Origin of the sequence: Nocardia implantans (assembly GCF_035544775.1) — a bacterium.
In the GTDB taxonomy this organism is placed as follows: Bacteria; Actinomycetota; Actinomycetes; order Mycobacteriales; family Mycobacteriaceae; genus Nocardia; species Nocardia implantans.
The window spans coordinates 34,379-53,779 of sequence record NZ_JAYKYQ010000014.1 but is presented as its reverse complement, the minus strand read 5'-3'; the positions used below and the strand labels follow the sequence as shown (position 1 = coordinate 53,779).

Genomic DNA, 19,401 nt, shown 5'->3' with positions numbered 1-19,401 from the left:
TTCGACACCGCAGAACGAGTAGTCCACTACTCGCGCCACCTGTCGCAAACCGCGACAGCATTTCCCTTATGTATCGGGTATTCGTGAGCCATTCCAGCCGCGACAAAACGGCCGCGGTAGCCGTCACCCGATGGCTGACCGAGAACGAACCGAGCCTGAGCGGGGAAATCTTCCTCGATGTCGACCCCCGAACCGGCATCGCACCAGGAACCCGCTGGAAGTCCGAACTCGTCCGGGCAGTCGACCGCTGCGAAGCGGTCATCTGCTTGATTTCCTCCGATTGGGAACGTTCAGCCGAGTGCCTAGCCGAATTCCGTCACGCGGAATCTCTCAACAAACGAATCTTCTGCGCTCGCATCGACCCCGCGGCTCGCGGACAGAAAACCCGCGAGTGGCAATTCTGTGACCTCTTCCCCGACGGGCACAGCCCGGTCACCACCATCACATCGGAAGACGGCGGCGCCCCGACCGTTCTCGCCAGCGACGGCCTCCACAGGATGCTCCGCGGTCTACGCGAAGCCGGAATCGGCGCCGAACACTTTCCGTGGCCACCACCGGGCGACTGCAAGCGTGCCCCCTACCGTGGCTGGCAATCGATGGAGGACGTCGACGCGGCCATCTTCTTCGGCCGTGACCCACAAATCCTGCGCGGCCTCGACGTCCTTCGCGGCATGCGCTCCACGGCTGTCGAGGGCCTGTTCGTCGTACTCGGCCCGTCCGGCGTCGGGAAGTCGTCATTCCTGCGCGCCGGACTTCTTCCCAGGCTGCGCCGCGACCGCGACAACTTCCTGCTCTGCGACATCGTCCGCCCCGAACGCGCCGCGGTAACCGGCGATCAAGGCCTCGCGAACGCCATCCTGCAACTCAGATCCCGCGCCGGCCTGACCCGTCCGGCGCTCGGCGACATCAAAGCCGCCTGCCTGGCAGGCGACACCGGCCAGCTGACGAACTGGCTACGCGAGGCACGGCGTGATCCGCTCGACCCGAGCGCGGCGCCGACGCTGATCCTGCCGATCGATCAAGCCGAGGAATTGTTCACCACCGAGGCCGGGCCGGAGGCAGCCACATGCCTCGGGTTGCTCGGCAAGCTGCTGCACTCCGACGCGATCGCCGAACTGCCCATGATCGCCGTCGTCACCATTCGAGCCGACCGATATGAGGCCCTACAGACAGCGCCGGAACTACTCGGCGTGCACACCAGGGAATTCAGCGACTTGAAACCGATGCCGGTGAGCGAATTCAAAGAAGTGATCACCGGACCGGCCGCTCGCGCCACCACCGCGGGCCTGCGCCTGAGCCTCGCCCCCGCGCTCGTCGCCCAGCTGGTCACCGACGCCACCGGCGGCGCGGACAGCCTGCCGCTGCTCGCGCTGACGCTCTCACGCCTCTACCTCGATTACGGCAGCACCGGCGAACTAACCCTCGCCAACTATCAATCGATGGGCGGCATGCAACATATCGTCCACGCCGAAATCGATACGCTGCTCGCCACCGATCCCGACCTCCGGTCACAGCAACTCGACGTGCTGCACGCGGCGTTCATTCCGTGGCTGGCCACCATCGATCCGAATACCGACCAGCCCTCACGCCGAGTCGCGCGCTGGAGCGAGCTGCCGCCGGCCAGCCACGACCTGATCAATGCCATGGTCGCCCGGCGACTGCTCGTCAAGAACGAGCGCGGCGGCGAGACAGTCATCGAGGTCGCGCTGGAAAGCCTCCTCCGGCAATGGCGCCCACTGACCCGGTGGCTCCAGGAACAGGCCAAGGACCTCAAGGAGGCTGACAACCTCGATCGCGCGGCTGCGGACTGGAACCGCAACGCACGCAGCCCGGAGTGGCTGATCGAAGGCGCACGACTCGCCACGGCGATGCAGTTGGCGAACTCCCCGATGTTCACCGACCGGGTTCGGCACGCGGCCGAGTTCCTCGAAGCTTCCAAGAAACGCGAAGATGCCGAGGCTGAGGCCGAGCGGCAACGCCGAGAAACAGAATTGCGCAACGCGCAACAACGCCGAGACGAGGCTCAAGCGCACGCGGCCGTGCTGCACAAACGCACGAAGGTCCTGCGTGCGGTGCTCGCCCTGACACTGGCGGTGGCCCTGATCGCGGTGACCGGCTTCGTACTGGCAGTCGCCGCCCGCAACGACGCCAACACGAAACGCCGGGAAGCCGACGATCGCAGCCGTGAGGCACTCGCCGAACGACTGACCTCGCAAGCACAGGCGATGCTCGCAGGAGGCCAACCCGGCAGCGAACTACAGGCAATAACAAAATTGCTGGCCGCGCAGCGTATCTCCGCGAACCCGAACATCGGTGCACTGGTCACCGCGTTGAGCAAAAAGCCCGAACTGCAGAAGATCGTCGACCCCTCCGGTGGCGGTCCCGGGACTCCCGCGCTCAGCGCTGACGGTCAGCGGATCGCAGCGTACACCCCCTCAGGAATTCGACTGTTCGACACCGAGACCGGGCAGCCGATTGGAAAGCCGTTCGCAGACTCCAAGACCACCAGCATCATAAAGCCGAGTTCCGACGGCAGATTCGTCGCGATATACAGCAAGGACAAAAGGATCCGGGTATGGGACTCAGCCGTCCCACAGCCCATCGGTCAGCCGATGACCGGCACTGTGAATTATGCCGGTGTCGTGGCGGTCAGTTCCGACGGGCACCGAGTCGCCGCGATAGACAAAGGCAGTGCCGGCACCGCGGACACTTTGCGGTTGTGGGACACGGAGACCGGGCAGCAACTCGGAAGTCCATTGACAGGATCCGTCGGCCGAATGTCCGCTCTGGCGTTCAGCCCAGACGGGCGACACCTGGCATCAGCCAGCTCGGACAATACCGTTCACCTATGGGACGCAAGCAACGGATCGGCACTCGGCGAACCGTTGCGAGGCGGCGGCGACCCCCGCATGGGCGACAATGACGCGACCTTGAGCGTGGCATTCAGCCCAGACGGCCATGCCGTCGCCGCAGGCGGCCACACCGTGGGCATCGGAACATTGCTCAGCGCCGGTTCACCGCTACGGTTGTGGAACGCCGAGACCGGCGAGGCGATCGGCACACCGATTTTCGGAAACTACGGAGAAATTCAGTCTGTGGCATTCAGCCCGGACAGCGGCCGGATCGCCACCGGAAGCACCGACAAGACCGTACGACTGTGGGACGCACGCACCGGCCAGCCGATCGGCGATCCGCTCGGGTTCCAGGGACCGATGTCGGATGTCGCCTTCACCCGGCAAGGAAATCGGATCGTTTCGGTATCCAGCGACACCGTCCAGGTGTCGAACGCCGATACGTATGCGACACTCACCACGAAAATGGGTGGAAGCATGGCGGCTACCACGGGGGACGAGGGAGGCTACGGGCTCGACAGTACAGCCGATCGCCCGCGTATCCTCGATTTCCACGACGACACCTTCCGAAGCTTCGACGCCGATACCGGCGAACCGGTCGGGCCCGCCATTGTCACGGAGGCACTTCGCGGAACCCAAGCGTTCGACCTCAGCCCGGACCACCGCTGGCTCGCAGTCACGACCGGAAAAGAAATCCATATCGTGGACACCTCCAACGGACAGCCACACGGCGAACCCATCAGGGGACACGACGACTACGTGAACTATGTGGAATTCGACCCCAGCGGGCAGACAATCGCCACTGCAAGTGACGACAAAACAGTCCGACTCTGGGACTGGCGAAACGGCCGACAGATCGGCAATCCTATGACCGGTCACGAATACGGCGTCCGATCCATTGCCTTCAGCGACGACGGCCACCGTCTGTATTCCCACAGCGCGGACTCGCTTCGGATCTGGGACACAGCGACCGGACGAGCGATCGGCAAGCCGATCGGCCGCCCCAACGCTTTCGGTTTCGGCGACATGTCGATCAGCGCCGATGGTCGGCGCATCGCCGGGGCGAGTGGGAAAACGATCCAGCAATGGGACGCCGAGAGCGGCGAGGCGGTCGGCCCGCCGATGGAAGGCTCCGACCGACAAGTAGACATCGCCTACAGTCCCGATGGCCGCCACCTGGTCTCGATCTGCGCGGACAATACACTGCGATTTTGGGATACCACCACAGGAAGCCAGATCGGCGAGGCCGTCGACACGACGGCCGCCGGCCAAGCCACCTACGTCGAGTTCAGCCAGGACGGCCGCCGCATCTTCATCAGCGCCACACGCGTCTCCCTCGACGGCAGACCGCCATTCGTGGGCGGCGGTATCTGGCAGCTGCCGGCGCCCATCGCATGGATGGACGCGTTATGCGACAAGCTCACCTCGAATCCGAGCCATGAGCAGTGGAAAGACTGGATCTCGCCCGACGTGCCTTATCGAGAGCCGTGCCCCGGCAAGCCCAGTCCTTGATGTCATCGTGCTCATCAGTTGGTCGCCACTGTTGGGCAGTACCGTCAGATGAGCAGCAACTCAAGCTGCGCTACGTCACTGTGACGAAACCATGCGGAGCGGGGAGGGGCAGTAGAAGGGCGTGGCAGTCAGACGTCACAGCGGCAACGCAACGCATGCATATTTATGCATGCGTTGGGGAGTCATTCGACCACACGGAACAGCCATGGCCGAAGCCCAACACGAGCCCGGCAGCTCTTGAGCCTCACCGGATGAACCTGTCCGCACGCCAGATCGAACAGCACGCCACACGTACTCAACCACCCCCACCGACCAGCCCGAAGCTTTGCCGATAATCAACATTATGTCAACTAGAGGTTGCGCCCGACTCCCCTCGAGTCGGGCGCCGTCATCCCCTCGACAGCAAGCAGCTCGGCGTCAGCCCTCCACAGCTGTGAGACGTGTCAGTCGCGCTGAGAATCGTGCGGCAACGCCCTGAGCCACTCGCTTGATACCGGACCCGACCCCAAATGACCCGGCGCCAAGGCTTCAGAGCCGAGCCAGCATGTCCGCCAGTTCCGCGTGCAGGTCGAACAGTGCGGGAATCTGGTCCGACGGGCGCCGGCCCATCCCGCACTCGGTGGCGATGCCGAATTCGGCGACCGCCGTGCGGGCAGCCTCGATGCGTTCGATCGCGCCGGCGCGGCCGTCGGTGGCGTGCACCAAACCGAGGTACAGGTCCGTCTCCGGCGGCAGAGCGAGATCGGCGAGGGGCTTGAAATAGTCGGCGTCCGCGCGAGAACGCGGCACCGGCAGATGAATCCAGTCGACCGGCCGGCCCAGACCGGCCAGGATGCGGCCCGCGACCGCCGCCAGCTTACTGGTATCGACGGGCTCCGCGAAGTGGCGATGTCCGAAATCCCCGTAACAAAGGTGATAGCCGAGCTCCACCGTTTCGGGCACCGCGGCACCCAGCCGAATCAGTCGTTCCCCCACACCTTCCAGCTGCGCCGGATAGTCGGCACCGAACCAGGACGGGAAGATGCCCTCGAAAATGGCGAACTCGACAGCGGCATCCCATTGCACCGCAAGGTCTTCGGCCGGTATCCCGGCGAGGATGACGGCGAGTTCGTCCAGCAGCCGCGCCTCGTACCTGCGTTCCAACTCCCCCTGCGGGCCTGCGACGAATGCTCCGATCACCGCGATGGGCGTCGGCAAGCTCACCTGGAACCGGGTACCCGCGGGTATGGTGCCGTCTTCGCGCAACTGCCGGAAGACCTGCCAGGATTCCAGAGCCGCCTCCGCGTAACCCAGAGCGCCGAAGTCGATCGACGCCGCCGCCACGCCGGGTTTGGGCTGCACCCGTTCGCTCGGCCCGTATTCCGGACTGGGCGGCGGAACAGTTTCCAGGTCCGGATGTGCCTGCATCTTCGGCAGCTGCCACACCACCCAGTTGTCCCGCTCACCCGTCTCTCCGTCCGGTATGCGCTTCAAGTGCTTCCCGATCCGCCGCGACGCCTCGGAGAAGACCGTCCGCGCATCCGCCAACGGAACACTGCCGCACAGATGGACCCCACGCCATTCACCCACCGCAACCTCCTCCAGGCCGCCCACCGCTGCCAGATATTTGCCGCACATCCAGACAGAAGTCCGATGTGACAGAAAGCAATCGATCAGTTCACGCTATGCGGTGCAGCGTAGGGGCAGATGGCGAACTAAGTTCACCACCCCTGGGAAACTGTCAGCGATCGGTTCACCAGCGGACCGCCTCAACCGGCGGCCTTGCCGGTCCGCCGAAGATTCGGTGCGGTTGGTGCATGCCGGGTAAACGCTCGCGCCGCCTGTACTAGGACAACACGCACCTCGCCCATGGCGGTCTGACCGAACCGCACTCTCCCCCTCCGGTCATTCACCGTCGCCACCGCCGATCCGATCGACCGATCAGACCTACCACGGTGCGGCCGTGGCGATGGTTGCTGTCGGCGACGCCCTCGCCTTTGGCAACACCTGCGTTTTGACGGAGAGGCCCCCTGCGGTGTCTGTGCTGTTGTGTGTTTCGGTTCGGTTGGTGCGTGATTTCGTTTGGAGTGTGATCTATGCATATATACGCACAGGAACGTATCGCAATTTTTTCATCGAGTTGTCACACAGTTACGCCGCCGGACCAGCTGCCGACGCCAGAGCTCTGGGCAAGGCAACGCGCACGTCTTCGACGCCGAATCGGGCAATCACTGTTCTGCGCAACGTCTTCCGGCCCGTCCCGACTTCCGTCAGCACTCCCCTACCCCATCTCGCAAAACCGGTCGACGAGACGTACTCCTCCCTTGCTCCCGCTCGCGCAGCGGCATTCGCGATCCGATACGAAGCTGAACTAACGTTCGAATGGTGCTTGGACATTCACATGCGACCAGTGGCGCGCTGGCCTGGTCGGCGGCAGCGGCGACGCTGCCGGTCACGATCTTGACGTTTCCGGCTCTGCAGGACGCGACGGGACATCTCGGTACCGTCGATCTGCTGCTGGGGGTCTTCCTCACCGCCGGCGCCGCACTGCTGCCCGATGCGGACCATCCCGACGGAACCATCTCGCATGCCTTGGGCCCGATCACGCACACCGCATGCAAGCTCATCTCGTGGGTCTCCGGAGGTCACCGCGGCGCCACCCACTCTTTGGCGTTCGTCGCGGCCGTGGCCTACGGCACGTGGGCCGGCGAGCACTGGCTCGGCCGCTGGTTCACCCTCGGGCTGGTGTTCTTCCTGCTGGCCCTGGCCGTGCGCGCTCTGCATCTGTGCCCGTCCGGCAACAACTTCAAGGCGTGGGGACCGATCGTCGTACTCGCCTCCGCGGGCACCTTCGCGATGGAACATTGGATCGCCGACAAGCCGGTCTGGCTGCCGTTCGCGGTCGGGCTCGGCGCGCTGGCCCATCTGATCGGCGATTGCCTCACCGAGCGCGGCTGCCGCTTGTTCTGGCCTTTCGATGTCCGAGTCAGTTTTCCCGTCATCGAGCGCACCGGCAACAAGGTCGAAACCTTTCTCGTGGCACCACTGTTCACGGTCGGTACGCTGGCCATCCTCTGGTACACCATCACGCACCAGCCCTGACGTCACCGCTCCGCTCCCCTGGCTTCCGACACCCGGCGAGATGGCGCCCTGATCGGAGGCCTGGGCAGCGGCAGGCGACCACTGATTTCGCATAAACGCTGCCCTCCTTGTCCTCTGTGCTTTCTTTGGTTTGTTCGCTTTTGTGTGAGGTAGGTGGAACCAGAGGGAAATACATCGTTCAATGCGCATATCTAAGTATCGACATCTTATTTTGCAGGCTGCCAACCCGGCACCGTTTTCCAGGAGCTCCGCACTTCCCGGGCTACCCTGATGCGATGCTCGCCTCCGCCATGAAGCCGCAGCGCTGGACTCCGCCGCCCTCCCCAGCCCGAGCACGGCAAACCCGCAGTACCCCGCCTCTTCCCGCGGTGCGGCGTATCGAGCTGCCCGGCGCGGGCCCGGAGGATGTCGTCCTCTCCCCCGACGGCAGGATCATCGCGGGCGTCGAGGGTGGCGCCGTTCTCAGCATCGATCCGGCGACCGGCGAGGTCCGCGAACTCGCGAACACCGGGGGCCGTCCGCTCGGCCTGCACGCCGACGCCGACGGGCGCGTGTTGATCTGCGATTTCGAGCGCGGCTTGCTGGAGCTCGATACCGAGGGCGCGTTGACCGTTCTGGTGGACGAGATCGATGGGGAGCGACTCCGGTTCGCCAGCAACGTGGTGCGCGATACCGACGGCACGATCTACTTCTCCACCTCGTCGCGCCGATACTCGCTGGATGAGTACATGGGTGACATCCTGGAGCATTCCGGCACCGGTCGCCTGTTCCGCCGGGACCCCGCAGGCGAGGTCGAGACGCTGATCGATGATCTGCAATTCGCCAACGGCGTCGTCCTGGCGCCGGATCGCTCCGGTGTGGTCGTCGCGGAAACCGGCGGTTACCGCCTCACGCGTTATTGGCTGACCGGCCCGAAGGCCGGCACGCAGGAGCGGTTGATCGAGAACCTGCCTGGATTCCCGGACAACCTCGGTCTCGGCAGTGACGGCCTGATCTGGATCACGCTTCCTTCCCCGCGCAATCCGTTGCTGGACCGGCTGCTTCCCCTGCCGGGCGTGCTGCGGCGGATCGTGTGGAAACTGCCGACATGGGTGCAGCCGAAGCCGGCGCGGACGGTGTGGGTATTGGCGGTCGATTTCGACGGCAATGTCGTGCACGACCTTCAGGTCGAAGGCACCGACTATTCGATGGTGACCGGCGTGGTGGAGCAGGACGGCGTGTTGTATCTGGGCAGTCTCACCGAGCGGGCCGTGGCTGTGTCGAGGGTGCCGTAGGGTTCACTTTTCAGTGCACACTTGTACACTCGAATGGTGACGAATGGTGTGCCCCAGCGGCAAGCGGAGGTCAGGGCGCTGGCTCGGCTGGCCGGTGACGAGCTCGGCGGCGCGGTCGATGGGATCGCGGCCGTGCACCGGGCGATCGCCCGCCGTGTGTTCGGTGCGGTGCGGTGGGGCGTGGGGCCCGCGGCGGCTCCGGTGCAGCTGATGCACGACGCGATCGCCGAGAGCATCTACCGCGTGGTCAGCGGTTCCGCGGTGGCGGTGGGTATGGTCGCGGAACGGGCGGCGGATCTGCCCGGTGTCGCGCCGTCGCGCACGGTGTACGGCTCGGGGTTGCTGGCCGCGTTGCAGGGTTTGATCGGTGACGATCTCGAGCGGACGCGGCCGATTCTGGCCGGTCCGATGACGTTTCGCATCGACGGCGCTCCCGTGCCCGCAGAGCTGGTGGGTGCGCGAGTGCGGCGGCCCGGTGGGCATGTCGTGGTGTTCCTGCACGGCTTGGTGGAAACCGAGCACGCGTGGCGTTGGGGCGGCGGGCCGACCTATGGCGAGCGGCTGGAGGCCGATCTGGGATGCACGTCGCTGCAGGTTCGGTACAACTCGGGGCTGCACATTTCGGAGAACGCGGCGCAGTTCAGCGAATTGATGCAGGGACTGATCGACGGGTGGCCGGTGCCGATCGAGCGGGTGTCGCTGGTGGGGCATTCGATGGGCGGGTTGGTCGCCCGTGGCGCGTGTTTCGTGGCGAGTGAAGCCGGGTTGCCGTGGGTGCGGCGGGTGCGTCAGGTGGTGTGCCTGGGTTCGCCGCATCTGGGCGCGCCGCTGGAGCAGGTGGTGCATTACGCGTCGGCGGCGCTGGTGCGGTTGCCGGAGACTCGTCCGTTCGGGCGGCTGTTGCGGCGCCGTAGCGGGGGTATCCGGGATCTTCGGGACGGCTCGCTGGTGGATGAGGATTGGCGTGATCTGGACGCCGACGCACTGCGTCGCCGGGTGGTCCGCGAGGTTCCGTTGTTGCGGGATGTGGACCACTATTTCGTCACCGCGACCGTGACGCGCAGTGCACGGCATCCGCTGGGGCGTGTGATCGGTGACGGGTTGGTGCTGACGCCGAGCGGTACGGGTCGTGCGCGGGCCCGGCGCATCGGGTTCGATGTCGACAAGGGGATGCATCTGGCGTCGGCGCATCACTTCACGCTGCTCAATCATGCGGCGGTCTATCGCGCGCTGCGTGCCTGGTTGGCCTCGGAAGCGGTGGTGTCGGGCGGAGTTTCGCCGTGAATTCCCTGCGGGCGGGGCAGGGGGTGGCCGTGCCCCGCCGCGGCGTTCAGAGGAGGTCTTCGGGGTCGGCGTCGGCTTCGAGGCGTACGTCTTCGGCGAAGTGGGTTTCGGGGTCGTCGTGCTCGGTGTGGGCGGCGTAGAGCAGCAGGCAGCCGCGGATGCCGTCGAGGAGGTCTTCCAGGAGGTCGAGGGCGGGGCGGGCGGGGTCGAGGCGGCTGATGCGGAAGCCGGTGAGCATTGCTTCGCGGGTGTCGGCGTCGACGCCGAACCGGTGGGCTTGGGCTTCGATCTCGGCGACGCGGGCGACGAGGCTCCATGGGGCCGGGACGCGGCCTTCGTGGACGGCCACCGCTTCGGCGATCAGGTCGAGGACGACTTCGGTGGGGGTGTCGCCCTGGGCGAGTCGTTCGAGGACGAGGGTGGGGGTTTCGACTTGGAGTGCTTCGAGGTCGTCGGCTTCGGCGACGACGTCGGTGGTCGGTACGTTCGCGGCCTCGCCCGCGACTTCGGCGGCGGCGTAGAGCCAGTGTGCGGCGGCGACGGAGGCGGAGGCTGGGTCGAGTTCGGTGAACAGTTCGATGCTGCCGAGCGGGTCGGCGCGCAGGAGTGCGTCGGCGGCGTGCACCTGCGCCGGGGAGACGTCGGGGCGGGACAGTTCGACGGCTTGGCGGGCGCGGCCGGAGAGGTCGCCGCGTTCGGCGGATTCGATGGCTTCCTGCTCGATGCGTACTTCGGCGGCGACGGTTTCGAGTAGGGCGGCGTCGTCGATGTCGTGGAGGGTGCGGCCGATGCGGTGGGCGGATTCGACGACGCCGCTGTAGGAGACGAGCAGTCCTTCGTCGGTGGGCAGGTTGGGGCTGCGCAGGCCTGCTTCGACTTCTTTGAAGTTGCGGCGTTCTTCGGCGCGGCGCCATGCTTCGCTGTTGGGGACGTCGGGGTCGCCCGCGGCGCTGGCGGGGTGGGTGTAGGTGCGCCATTGGAACCGCGAGAGGGTGGTGAGGTTCGACGCCAGATCGGTTGCCTGGTCCCTGGTCACCTGCGGGGGCAGGGTGGCCACCGTTTGGGCGAGGTCGCCTCGTCCGGTCGCCCAGGTGGCGACGAGGGCGGCGCGGTCGGCATCGAATGCGTATCTGGTCACCTGGGCAAGTCTGGTCGATCAGCGGCGGATGCGCTCGGTCAATTGATTCGCTTGTGTGATGTTGTACGGCGTTTCCCGGGGACGCGCTGGGTGGATGGATTCCGGCTCGGGACGCCGGCGAGACCGGTTGCGCGTGTGCCGACCGTTGCGGGTCGGGTCCGCGGGTGGTGACGCCGCGCGGTGTGGCGCGGACCCGGGTGGGTTTCGTGGCGTGGTCGGCTGCGATGGGTGAGGGTGCTGGCGGCGGGCGTGGCGTCGGCGCGGCGGTCGCGGATGGGGTGATCGTGACCATGGTGGGATCTGCGACACGCTGGTGCTTGCCGGACACTTCAGCAATCTTCCAGTTACGCTACCGCGATGCGTACACGCACTCACCGGCGCGGGTTCGCCGCGTTGTCGGCCGCTGCGGCGATGCTGATGGCCTCGGGGGTTTCAGCTGCTCAGCCGGGCCGGGAGCTGCCGGTGTTCGGTCGCGACTTCTTGTGGGGTGTGGCGTCGTCCGGATTTCAGTCGGAGGGTCACGCGCCGGACAGCAACTGGTCGCGTTTCATCGAGGCGGGTGGGACCGAGCACCCGTACCTGGATTCGGTGGACTTCGCCCGGCGCTATCGCACCGATATCGACCTGGCGGCGCGGCTGGGTGTGCGGGTCTACCGGGTCGGTCTGGAGTGGGCGCGGCTGCAACCGGCGCCGTACGCGTGGGATGAGGCGGCGTTCGGGTTCTACGACGATGTGATCGCCCGGATCGTCGCGGCGGGGATGCGGCCGATGCTGACGCTGGATCACTGGGTGTATCCGGGGTGGGCGGTGGATCGGGGCGGATGGCGCAACCCGGGCATGGTGGAGGATTGGCTGGCGAACATGCGGGAGGTGGTGCGCCGGTATGCCTCGCACGATCCGCTGTGGGTGACGTTCAACGAGCCGGTGGCGTATGTGGGCACGGAGTTGCGCACGGGCGGGATCGGTGTGGACGAGGCGCCGGTGATGCTGGACCGGATCGCGCGGGCGCACAACGAGATCTACGACGTCATCCACGGTTATCGGCCGGATGCTCAGGTGACGAGCAATCTGGGTTATGTGGCGGGCGCGGAGACGGAGGTGAATCAGCCTATCGTGGACCGGATTTCGGCCAAGCTGGATTTCATCGGGCTGGACTATTACTTCGCTCCGCTGCCGCAGACCGGGGAGTCGGCACAGGGCGGCGCGGAGGGTGGGCCACCGATGTGGGAGCTGCCGGTGCATCCGGAGGGCATCTACTACGCGTTGCGGCATTACGCGCGCCAGTTTCCCGGTCGTCCCCTGTATGTGGTGGAGAACGGGCTTCCGACGGACAACGGGCAGGTGCGCTCGGATGGGTACACCCGCGCCGATCATCTGCGGGACACGGTGTATTGGTTGCAGCGGGCGAAGGCCGACGGCATGAACGTGATCGGTTACAACTATTGGAGTCTGACCGACAACTACGAGTGGGGTTCCTACGCGCCGCGGTTCGGGCTCTACACGGTCGATGTGCTGACCGATCCGACGTTGGCGCGCCGTCCGACCGATGGGGTCGACGCGTATGCCCGGCTGATCCGCGCGGGTGGTGTCGAGCCTGCGTATCGGCCGACGCGGCCTCCGGTGCCGTGTGTGCACATCGATGCGGCGGAGACCTGCGTCGGGGAGGATCCGGCCTAGCGCGGTGGGGGCCGGATGGGTGCCGGGGGTGGCGTGAAGTTGTCTGTGGCGTTGTGGATTTGCGGCCGTAGCGGTGGCGGGAGAATTTGTGACCGAGGTCCCAGCGTCGGCTTGTTAAGCGTGTCACAGCAATCGGGGGCGCAGGGTTTCGTGCTCGTCGCGGCGGATCTGCGTATGACGAGTTCAACGACGTGCGTGAAATGTTACTCATCGGTTGGGTCACGCTCGGCTGGTAGGCCGTCGGAGCTGCGGTGATGTGTGGGACATCGATCACGCTTGCTTGCTGTGGCGCAGGTGCTTACGGTGATTTCCGTCGATGGCCGATGACGCCCGATCGAATTACATCTCATTGATGTGCCGCGATATTCACCGTCCCGGGGCAATTCCACTGTTATTGCTCTGGGCGGCAGCATTATTCCTGCGGCACCGGCGAAACTGGAGCAATGGTACAACCAACCCCTTGGCAGGTAAGCGAAGCGCGAGACCGTCGGAGCCGTGGCTCCGGAGGCGCCGGACGCGGGGCGAGGCCACCACGGGGTGTGGATTGGGGCTTCTTGTTCGCCGCGGTCGTGAGCGCGGTCGGCTTCGCCTTGTTGTTCCAGCCGTGGCTTTCGGCGTCGGGTGCGGGAGGTGAGGCCCGCTCCGATGCGTTCGGCCGGGTCACCGGCGTCACCAACGGTTTCGACGAGTGGTCGGTGTCGAAGTTCCGTGATGTGAACATCAGCGGCGCGTGGGGTCTGCTGGCCGCGGCGGCGATGCTCGTCACCGTGTTCGCCGCGCTGGCGCAGATCCGGTTGCGCACCCGCGCGCTCGCCGTGCTGGTGATCGGCTCCAGCGTGACCGCGGCGGTGGTGGTGCTGATCGCCCTGATGTATCTGGATGCCAGGGGGCCGGAGCTGCGGATCCTGATCGATCCGGGTGAAGGTCTGGGCGCGGGATTGGTGCATCGGTTCCTCGGCGAATTCGGCAGTGCTTCCGGTGCGGGTGAGCGGCGCATGGCCAGCGCTGGGCTGACCGGGATGGCGTTGCTCGCCGGGGTGCTGAGCTGCGCGGCCGCGGTGGCCGCGATCGCGCAGGGCACTCGTCGCTACGGCTTGGGCCCGATGCGAGCCCTGACTTGGCTGGTGACGCCGCTGCCCGCCCAGCCTGCGCGGGATGCCGAGCCCGTGCGGCCCGCGGCCGTCACCACGGCGCCGCGTCCGGTGGCGCAGCCCGCGCCGGATGCCGCCGAGCGGTTGCTGTGGGACGAACTGGTCTTCGACGACGACTTGGTCGCCAATGTCACGTGGGTGCGGAATACCAATCCCCCGCGACGCGAGTCCGCCGGGCATCGGTCGGAGACCTCGACGCCGGTCCTCACGCGCTAGCGGCGGACGGCCGGTCCGGTCCCAGGACGAGCGCTCGCGTCTCGGGCGACCACTGCACGTATTCCAGTTGGGCGCCGTCGGCGTGGCGGACGTACACGAACGTGCCGGTGGCGCTGGTGAACGGCCCACCGATCAGCTCCGCCCCGTGCTCGGTCACCGTTCGCAGCAGGGTGTCGAGGTCGTCGACGATCACCGGGCCTACCGTGCCGCGGTACCGCTCGACGTCGTCGGGATCGCCCGCGATGAGCAGGAAGTCGCCGACGGCGGCGAGTTCGGCGCGTTCGAAGCCGAAACGGAGGTCGGCCTTGGCGCCGGCCAGCCGTTCGTAGATCGGCAGCGCGGTGTCGAGGTCGGAGACGAGGACTCTGGCATAGGTTTTCAGGATGCGCACATCTGCGACGCTAGGTGGGGATCGGCGTGACCGGCAGTACGCACTTGAAAGTGAGTGGTGAGGGTGAGCGAGACCGAGGAGCAGCAGGCCAGGGCTGTCGCCCTGCGTGTCTTCGCGGCGCTGTCGACGAAGTGGGCGTTGCGGGTGCTCGAGCAGATCGGTGACGGGGAACACCGTTTCGGCGAGTTGCATCGGTCGATGGATGGCATCAGCTACAAGATGCTGGCCGAGACCTTGCGTGCGCTGGAACGTGAGGGCTTGGTCGCGCGCCGCGATCATCGGACGGCCAATCCGCGGGTGGAGTATTCCCTGACCGCGGCCGGAGGCGAGTTGCTGCGGCTGGTGCACGGTATGTGCGCGTGGTCGCGCGCCCATCTCGCGGAGCTGATGTGAGGGTGGCGGCGCGGCGCCGGGTCAGTCCGGTAGCGGGGGCAGTTCGAGGTTGTCGCGGAAGGTCGCCCCGACGTAGTCGGAACCGACGATGCCGCGGCGGCGTAGTTCCGGCAGCAGTCCGTTGACGACGAAGTCGCGGGTGCGTTCGTCGGCGAGCCCGCCGAGGGAGATCACGTCGAGCACGCCCGCGTTGTAGCGTTCTTCGATGGCGTCGGCGAGTTGTTCCGGGGTTCCGGCGGCGGCCCAGTGGCCGGTGTCCTTGGCGGCGATGATCAGCTCGCGCAGTGTCTTTCCCGACCGTGCGAAGTTGCTGAAGATCTCCACGCGGCCGCGTCTGCGGTGCACGGATGTCACCTCGGGCAGCAGGCTTTCCGGGAGGGGCTTGTCCAGCGGCAGGCCGGACAGGTCGATGCCGCCGCCGAGCATGTCGGCGAGGGCGGCGCGTCCGGCCTCGAAGTCGGTCGCCTCGGCTTGTTCGCGCACGAGGCGCTCGGCTTCGGCTTCGGTGGCGCCGTAGGTGGCGTGGAAGGAGCTCATGATCAGCGGCAGGCCATCGGCGCGGCCGAGTTCGCTCGCGCGGGCGCGGATGCGTTTGGTGTAGGTGACGGCGTCTTCGAGGGTGGGCAGGGAGGTGAACACGACCTCGGCGAACCGCGCGCCGAGTTCGATGCCGCCCGCGGATTGCCCGGCCTGGAATTGCACGGGTCTGCGTTGTGGCAGGGGCGGTATGTTCAGCGGCCCTCGGACGGTGAAGTACCGGCCCGCGTGGTCGATGGGCCGCACGCGGGTGGCGTCCAGGATCGCGCCGCCGTGCCCGTCGGAGGTCAGGGCGCCGGGCTGCCAGCTGTCGAACAGGGCGTTGACCACTTCGAGGGATTCGGTGGCGCGGGCATACCGGTCTTCGGGGCTGGGCAGTTCCTGGTCGCCGTAGTTCTCCTCCCCCACCGATGAGGTCACCGCGTTCCATGCCGCGCGGCCGTTGCTGATGTGGTCGAGGGTGCCGAAGAGCCGGGCGAGGTTGTAGGGGTGGTGGAAGGTGGTGGTCACCGTCGCGATGAGTCCGACGTGCGAGGTGACGGCACTCAATGCGGACAGGAAGATCAGCGGTTCCTGCGCGCCGATCGCGCCTTGGGCGCCGAAACTGAGCAGGTCGGCGGCGAACAGGGCGTCGAATTTGTGTTGTTCGGCGATTTTCGCGACGTCGATCGATGACGCGATCGTGGTGGCGGACGGATCGATGGCCGCCGCGTAGACGCTGACCGCGCCGCTGACTCCGGTGACGGTCTTCAGCGGCCGTCGTCGCCCATCAGCATTGCCCATTGCGGTGACGCTACCGGCGCGCACCGCCGCGGTAACGGGTTGCGATCAGCGAGATGTTTTCCGGCCGAGCGGGTTTTGGGCTGCCAAGGGTGGGGCCGCGGTGAGGCGTCGCTAGGCGGGTTCCGGACCGTCGGTGCGGTCTTGGGTGCCGGCGCGGCCGATGCGCGACAGTCGTACGACTCCGGTGTCGAGATCGATGTCGAACCGTGGCGTGTGGGTCTGCCCGTCGCTGTCCTCGCTGCCCTCATGGGTCAGCTTCTTGCCCGGAAACAGCTCCCCGATGACGCCCATGCGATCACCATACGCGTCGACGGCCTCCGCCGGCCCGGGGCGGCGCTTCGTTCCGGGCGGTGTTGGGTCGACGAGCGGGACGGCCGGTCGCCACGTGGTAGCCGGTAGCCGGTTTCATTTCGGCACCCGAGTGAACGGGGCTCGGTTAGCATCGTGTTCGCTCCGATCGGCTGAGGACCGCGGTACGGGGAGCACTGGGCGACCGACATCGGAATCGAACGACAGATCGGCCCATCGCATGGAACAAGACGCCGACCTCGCCCAGGCCCGGGTCTTCGTGGAGTTGTTGACCCGGCGTGCCCGGATGCTGGTGCGGGACATCGAATCCGCGCAGCGCCGCGATCCCGCCGCGCGGCACGAACTGTTCAGCGAATTGTGTGTGGTGCGCGGCTATATCGACCGGCTGCATCGCAGGTTCCCGCAACTCGCGCATCCGCAGCCGGCCTCGGTGCCCGTGGCCCGGCGGACGCCGGGTTGAGTGGGCGCCGGTTCAGCGTCCCGGCGCGGCGGGGGTGTGCTCGGGGACGGGCACGGTGAGCATGGCGACGATCATGTCGACGATCTCCGCCGCGTCCCCGGGGCGGGCGGTGCGCACGCCCGCTTCCAGGGTGCGCTCGTAGTCGGCGATCAACGCGAACATGACGGTGGCCATGGTTTCCAGGCGTTGTCTGCGCAGGCGCCGTGGCAGGCCGGTGAGGGCGGCGTCGAGGCGGGTGGTGATGATGCGGACCGCGGCGCGGTCGGCCCCGGCGAGGCGGTGCGCGTCCGCGACGACGGGATGGGTGCGCACCACTTCCAGGAACCGGCCCAGATGGGTGACCCGGTCGTGGCCGAGCAGTTCGAGGATGGGTGTGGCGAGCATGGCGACGAGGGCGTGCACGTCGTTGGCGCGGCCGTCGGCTTCGTGGGCGGCGAGCAGTTGCATGCGCCGCTGTTCGAGCCAGTTCATCCGCCGTTCGACGATGGCTTCGATCAGGCCGATGCGCGAGTCGAAGTAGTAGTGCACGGCGGAGTTGTTGCGCTGGCCCGCCGCGGCGGCGATGTCGCGCAGCGGCACGTCGGCGCCGCGTTCGGCGATGAGGCGTTCGGCGGCGTCGAGCAGGGCGGTGCGCGAATCGTCGCTCGGCATAGCAGCACTGTACTGAACATGAGTATTGACGATGTTAAACACAGATGCTTAATTGAACGGCGTGGATGATGTGGCGGAGGTCACCGGCGCCGGACCGTGCCGCCCGCCTGCCGGGCGGGCCGTCGCGCTGGGTTTCTGCCGGTGGTGGCACGGCGGGAGCAGGCCCGGGGGCCGCCGATGATCACCAGCGGTCCGATCTTCCAGCTGTGCTGGGTGGTGGATGATCTGGCGTCGGCCTGCGAGGTCTTCACCAGCCGGTACGGGGTCGGCGAGTGGTTCACCATCCCGGAGGTTCACTTCGGGCCCGATGCCGCGCAGCTGCGCGGCGCACCCGCCGACTACACGATCGGTGTGGCGCTCGGTTATGCGGGCGGCCAGCAGTTGGAGCTGATCGAGCCGCGCGGCGGAGCGAGCTTGTACGCCGAGCATCTGGACCGCGCGGGCGCCGGACTGCATCATGCCGCCTGGGTGCCCGAGGACTACGACGCCGCGCTCGCCGAGGCCGCCGCGGCGGGCATCGAGATCACCGCGCGCGGCCGGTTCGACGGCGTGGGGATGGAGTTCGCCTATCTCGACGGCGGGCCGATCGGTTCGCACATCGAACTGCTGCGGTTGTCCCCGCAGATGAAGGCGTTGTTCGACCATTTGATTCCGGAAGGCTTCACCAACCCATGGCGGTAGGCGGTGAACGCTACGTCGTCCTCGGCGCCGTCGAGGGCGGTTCTGCGCCGTCTGCGGCAGTTCCCATCACGTCACGGCCCTGACCGGCGCCGGGACCCCTGTGGCGCGCTCGGCGCGCCAGGAAGGCGAGCACCATGCGTTTCACCTACGCGGAGACGATGACCGATCCGTCGTACTACCTCGCTCTGGCCAAGGCCGCCGAGGAGGCGGGCTACACCTCCATGGCGGTGGCCGACAGCGTGGCGTATCCGAAGGAATCCGACGCGAAGTACCCCTACACCCCCGACGGCAGCCGGGAGTTCCTGGAGGACAAGCCGTTCGTCGAGGCGTTCGTGCTCAGCGCGGCGATGGCGGCGGTGACCACCACGCTGCGTTTCACGCCGTTCGTGCTGAAGCTGCCGATCCGGCCGCCCGTGCTGGTGGCCAAGCAGGCCGCGTCGGTGGCCGCGCTCAGCGGCAACCGGTTCGGGCTCGGTGTCGGCATCAGCCCGTGGCCGGACGACTTCGAGATCATGGGCGTGCCGTTCGACAAGCGCGGCGCGCGGATGGACGAATGCATCGACATCGTGCGCGGGCTCTCGGCCGGTGGGTACTTCGAATACCACGGGCAGTTCTACGACATCCCGCCGATCAAGATCAGCCCGGTGCCGACCGAACCGGTGCCGATCCTCGTCGGCGGGCACAGCAGGCCCGCGTTGCGCCGGGCCGCGCAGCGCGGCGACGGGTGGATGCACGCCGGTGGCGACGGCGCCGAACTGGACCGGCTGCTGGGCGAGTTGGCCGCGTTGCGCGCGGAGTACGGCACCCGGGAGGGCTTCGAGGTGCACGTCATCTCGCTGGATGGATTCACCGTCGACGGGATCAAACGCCTCGAGGACAAAGGGGTCACCGATGTGATCGTCGGCTTCCGGCTGCCCTACACCACCGAGCAGGACACCGAGCCGCTGGAGACCAAGATCGCCAGCCTGTCCCGCTTCGCGGAGAAGGTCATCGCCAAGGTCGATAGGTGAA

16 protein-coding genes are annotated in these 19,401 nt (G+C 66.9%); 10 read left to right on the top strand and 6 right to left on the bottom strand.

The annotated features are described in order from the left end of the window. The first annotated feature begins 68 nt into the window (after nucleotides 1–68). Nucleotides 69–4,364 carry an nSTAND1 domain-containing NTPase gene (locus tag U3653_RS27960; protein WP_195082897.1) on the top strand — a complete coding sequence of 1,432 codons (4,296 nt, stop codon included), beginning with the start codon at nucleotides 69–71 and terminating at the stop codon, nucleotides 4,362–4,364. Between the two features lie 528 nt (nucleotides 4,365–4,892). Here the strand turns inward: U3653_RS27960 and U3653_RS27955 are convergent. Next, a complete protein-coding gene (locus tag U3653_RS27955) occupies nucleotides 4,893–5,933 on the bottom strand; it encodes a hypothetical protein (RefSeq protein WP_323124552.1) in 1,041 nt (346 codons plus the stop codon). A 795-nt stretch (nucleotides 5,934–6,728) separates the two neighbouring features. On the opposite strand from U3653_RS27955, the gene U3653_RS27950 reads away from it, so the two are divergent. From U3653_RS27950 to U3653_RS27940, 3 genes are all read left to right on the top strand, one after another. Next, entirely contained in the window at nucleotides 6,729–7,445 is a 717-nt protein-coding gene (locus U3653_RS27950; protein ID WP_195082895.1) for a metal-dependent hydrolase, read from the top strand. Nucleotides 7,446–7,561: 116 nt separating this feature from the next. Then, the gene (locus tag U3653_RS27945) at nucleotides 7,562–8,719 is read left to right on the top strand and encodes an SMP-30/gluconolactonase/LRE family protein (protein WP_323124565.1); all 1,158 of its coding nucleotides are present in this window, start codon (nucleotides 7,562–7,564) and stop codon (nucleotides 8,717–8,719) included. A 36-nt stretch (nucleotides 8,720–8,755) separates the two neighbouring features. Next, nucleotides 8,756–10,003, top strand: a complete 1,248-nt coding sequence (locus U3653_RS27940) for an esterase/lipase family protein (RefSeq protein ID WP_195082894.1) — start codon at nucleotides 8,756–8,758, stop codon at nucleotides 10,001–10,003. A 46-nt stretch (nucleotides 10,004–10,049) separates the two neighbouring features. Here the strand turns inward: U3653_RS27940 and U3653_RS27935 are convergent, their stop codons facing one another. Beyond that, the gene (locus tag U3653_RS27935; RefSeq protein WP_195082893.1) at nucleotides 10,050–11,141 is read right to left on the bottom strand and encodes a hypothetical protein; all 1,092 of its coding nucleotides are present in this window, start codon (nucleotides 11,139–11,141) and stop codon (nucleotides 10,050–10,052) included. Nucleotides 11,142–11,498: 357 nt separating this feature from the next. Between U3653_RS27935 and U3653_RS27930 the strand changes: the two genes are divergently transcribed. Continuing rightward, on the top strand, nucleotides 11,499–12,818 hold the full coding sequence (locus U3653_RS27930) for a family 1 glycosylhydrolase (RefSeq protein WP_195082892.1): 1,320 nt from the start codon (nucleotides 11,499–11,501) through the stop codon (nucleotides 12,816–12,818). A 554-nt stretch (nucleotides 12,819–13,372) separates the two neighbouring features. Further along, nucleotides 13,373–14,185: a hypothetical protein gene (locus U3653_RS27925; RefSeq protein WP_195082891.1), complete on the top strand. Its 813-nt coding sequence runs from the start codon at nucleotides 13,373–13,375 to the stop codon at nucleotides 14,183–14,185. Here U3653_RS27925 and U3653_RS27920 read toward each other — a convergent pair. Beyond that, entirely contained in the window at nucleotides 14,175–14,576 is a 402-nt protein-coding gene (locus tag U3653_RS27920) for a VOC family protein (protein WP_067805479.1), read from the bottom strand. The genes U3653_RS27925 and U3653_RS27920 overlap by 11 nt on opposite strands. Nucleotides 14,577–14,639: 63 nt before the next feature. Between U3653_RS27920 and U3653_RS27915 the strand changes: the two genes are divergently transcribed. After that, nucleotides 14,640–14,969 (top strand): winged helix-turn-helix transcriptional regulator, encoded by a 330-nt coding sequence (locus U3653_RS27915; RefSeq protein WP_323124551.1) that lies wholly within the window; start codon nucleotides 14,640–14,642, stop codon nucleotides 14,967–14,969. 21 nt (nucleotides 14,970–14,990) lie between these two features. On the opposite strand, the gene U3653_RS27910 is transcribed toward U3653_RS27915, so the two are convergent. Both U3653_RS27910 and U3653_RS27905 read right to left on the bottom strand, forming a co-directional pair. Next, nucleotides 14,991–16,289 (bottom strand): NtaA/DmoA family FMN-dependent monooxygenase, encoded by a 1,299-nt coding sequence (locus tag U3653_RS27910; protein ID WP_195082890.1) that lies wholly within the window; start codon nucleotides 16,287–16,289, stop codon nucleotides 14,991–14,993. Between the two features lie 111 nt (nucleotides 16,290–16,400). Then, entirely contained in the window at nucleotides 16,401–16,580 is a 180-nt protein-coding gene (locus U3653_RS27905; protein ID WP_195082889.1) for a hypothetical protein, read from the bottom strand. Between the two features lie 238 nt (nucleotides 16,581–16,818). Here U3653_RS27905 and U3653_RS27900 point away from each other — a divergent pair, with 238 nt between their 5' ends. Continuing rightward, nucleotides 16,819–17,058, top strand: a complete 240-nt coding sequence (locus U3653_RS27900) for a hypothetical protein (RefSeq protein ID WP_195082888.1) — start codon at nucleotides 16,819–16,821, stop codon at nucleotides 17,056–17,058. A 12-nt stretch (nucleotides 17,059–17,070) separates the two neighbouring features. Here U3653_RS27900 and U3653_RS27895 read toward each other — a convergent pair whose 3' ends face one another. Next, nucleotides 17,071–17,709: a TetR family transcriptional regulator gene (locus tag U3653_RS27895; RefSeq protein WP_195082887.1), complete on the bottom strand. Its 639-nt coding sequence runs from the start codon at nucleotides 17,707–17,709 to the stop codon at nucleotides 17,071–17,073. 141 nt (nucleotides 17,710–17,850) lie between these two features. On the opposite strand from U3653_RS27895, the gene U3653_RS27890 reads away from it, so the two are divergent. Continuing rightward, nucleotides 17,851–18,390, top strand: a complete 540-nt coding sequence (locus tag U3653_RS27890; RefSeq protein ID WP_323124550.1) for a VOC family protein — start codon at nucleotides 17,851–17,853, stop codon at nucleotides 18,388–18,390. 134 nt (nucleotides 18,391–18,524) lie between these two features. Beyond that, nucleotides 18,525–19,400 (top strand): TIGR03619 family F420-dependent LLM class oxidoreductase, encoded by an 876-nt coding sequence (locus tag U3653_RS27885; RefSeq protein WP_195082885.1) that lies wholly within the window; start codon nucleotides 18,525–18,527, stop codon nucleotides 19,398–19,400. Nucleotide 19,401: the final 1 nt, after the last annotated feature.